2 protein-coding genes are annotated in these 2,084 nt (G+C 76.6%); both read left to right on the top strand.

Annotation, left to right across the window (positions count from 1 at the left end; translation table 11 throughout):
* Window positions 1–24 precede the first annotated feature (24 nt).
* On the top strand, window positions 25–1,011 hold the full coding sequence (locus ETD96_RS43435) for a WxL protein peptidoglycan domain-containing protein (protein ID WP_138642297.1): 987 nt from the start codon (window positions 25–27) through the stop codon (window positions 1,009–1,011).
* Window positions 1,008–2,084, top strand: a 1,077-nt coding sequence (locus ETD96_RS43430; RefSeq protein ID WP_138642296.1) for a hypothetical protein, incomplete at its 3' end; no start/stop codon positions are given. The genes ETD96_RS43435 and ETD96_RS43430, both read left to right, overlap by 4 nt.

The following is a 2,084-nucleotide window of genomic DNA, read 5'->3' as shown; positions in this document are numbered from 1 at the left end:
AGATTTGTATAAGAGACAGCCACCATGACCAGCAAGGCCGCCCTCGCGGGCGGTGCCGTCCTGACGGCCGTCCTCCTCATCCCGCCCGCGCCGGCCGCGGCCGCCCCGGGCGCCCCGGCCGCCCCTGGCGATCCGGGCGGCATGGCCTGGGCGGTGCGGCCCGCCGGGCCGAAGGGCCCCAGCGGGCGCGACTACTTCGTCTACTCGGTCTCCCCCGGGCAGACCGTCCGGGACAAGGTGTCGATCTCCAACCTGAGCGACCGCACCCGGACGTTCCGGGTGTACGCCACCGACGCGTTCAACACCGCCGACGGCTCGTTCGGCCTGCTCACCGCCGACCGCATCCCGACCGGCGTCGGGACGTGGGTGACGGTCGAGCGCGGCTCGTACACGGTCAAGGCGGGCAGGACGGTGCAGGTGCCGTTCACGCTCAAGGTGCCGCACAACGCCACGCCGGGCGACCACGGCGGCGGCATCGTCGCGTCCGTCACCCAGCAGCAGACCACCGCGCGGGGGCAGCGCGTCAACGTCGACCGGCGGGTGGCGGCGCGCGTCTACCTGCGGGCCGCCGGGACGCTCGCGCCCGCCCTCCAGGTCACCGCGCTGCGCACCGGGTACGACGCGCCGCTCGTCGGCAACGGCCGGATGGACGTCACCTACACCGTCCGCAACACCGGGAACCTGCGGATGACCGCGCTGGCCAGGATCGGCGCGCAGGGGCCGTTCGGGCTGCCGCTCGGTGAGCAGGTCTCCCGCAGCATCCCCGAGCTGCTGCCCGGCAGCAGCTACACCTTCACCGAGCGGATCGGCGGCGTGCCGCCGGCGGGGCGGCTGGCCGCCTCGGTCAGGCTGTCGCCCACCGACCCGCAGAGCGGCAGGCCGGTCGCCGCCCGCCCGGTCGCGCGCAAGGCGTCCCTCTGGCACGTCCCGTGGCTGGTCGCGGGGGCCGCCGCCGTGCTCGCCGCCGGAGCCGTGTACGCGCGGCGCCGCCGTCCGGGGAGCGCCCGATGAGGACGCTGAGGCTCGCGGCCGTCCTCGCCGCCGCGGCGGCGACCCCGCTGCTCGCCTCCCCCGCCCACGCGGAACCCGCGATCGACCTCGACCGGGCGTCGGTCAAGCCGGGCCAGACCGTGACCGTGCGCCTGACCGGCTTCGCGCCGGGCAACCTCCTCGTCGAGCTGTGCGGCAACCAGGCGCGGCGCGGCACCGCCGACTGCGCGGTGGCGTCGTCCGCCAGCACCTACGCGGGCGAGGGCAAGGCCACCGCCGTCATGCTCAACGTCGCCAAGCCGCCGGTCGGCTGCCCCTGCGTCATCGCGGTGCGGCCCGTCACCGGCGGCGCGCCCCGGACGGTCCCGATCACGGTGGCGGGCGTGCCGACGCTGTCGGCCGCCGAACGTCCCGCCGCGTCCACCGCCGGCGGCACCCGCCGCCTGTCGGCGACCGCCGTCTCCGTGCGCGGCGGCGGCCTCCTGGACGGCCGGCTCGGCGGCGCCGCCGACCGCACCCTCCGCGTCACCCTGCGCAACGAGGGCACGACCGCGCTCACCGACCTTCCGCTCGCGCTGACCATGGGACGCGGGCCCGACCCCGCCGACCTGATCACCGCACCCGCGCTGGGCACGCTCGACCCCGGCCAGGAGCGCACGTACGAGATCCCGTTCACGCTGGGCGCCCCGGCGTTCGGCCGCTACACCGTGCGCGGCGAGATCGGCGGGCTGGACGAGCCGATCGCGTTCACCGCGCACACCGCCAGCTACCCGTGGGCGCTGCCCCTGCTCGGCGCGCTGCTCGTCCCGCTGCCCTTGCTGACCCGCCGCCGGAGGCCCCGCGCCCGCCCGGCCTCCATCGTCCGCGACGGCCGGGGGGCGCGCACCATGAACGAGAACGTGGCCGCCAACATCGCCTGGTGGACGCGGGCGCGCGGCCACACGCCCGAAGCGCTGGCCGACGCCCTCACCGTCGCCACCGGCCGCCCCTACACGACCGCCGACCTGCCTCCGGTCACGTCCGACTGCTCGTTCGACGCGAACACGCTGGAGGCGGCGAGCACGTTCCTCGGCGTCCCGTTGCCCGCCCTGCTG

Origin of the sequence: Actinomadura geliboluensis (genome assembly GCF_005889745.1) — a bacterium.
GTDB lineage: Bacteria > Actinomycetota > Actinomycetes > Streptosporangiales > Streptosporangiaceae > Spirillospora > Spirillospora geliboluensis.
The sequence above is the reverse complement of the archived record's forward strand: the minus strand, read 5'-3'. Positions and strand labels throughout refer to the sequence as shown.

Coding starts and splice junctions, on each gene's coding strand:
- ETD96_RS43435 (WP_138642297.1), top strand. CDS start 25: ATGACCAGCAAGGCCGCCCTCGCGGGCGGTGCCGTCCTGACGGCCGTC.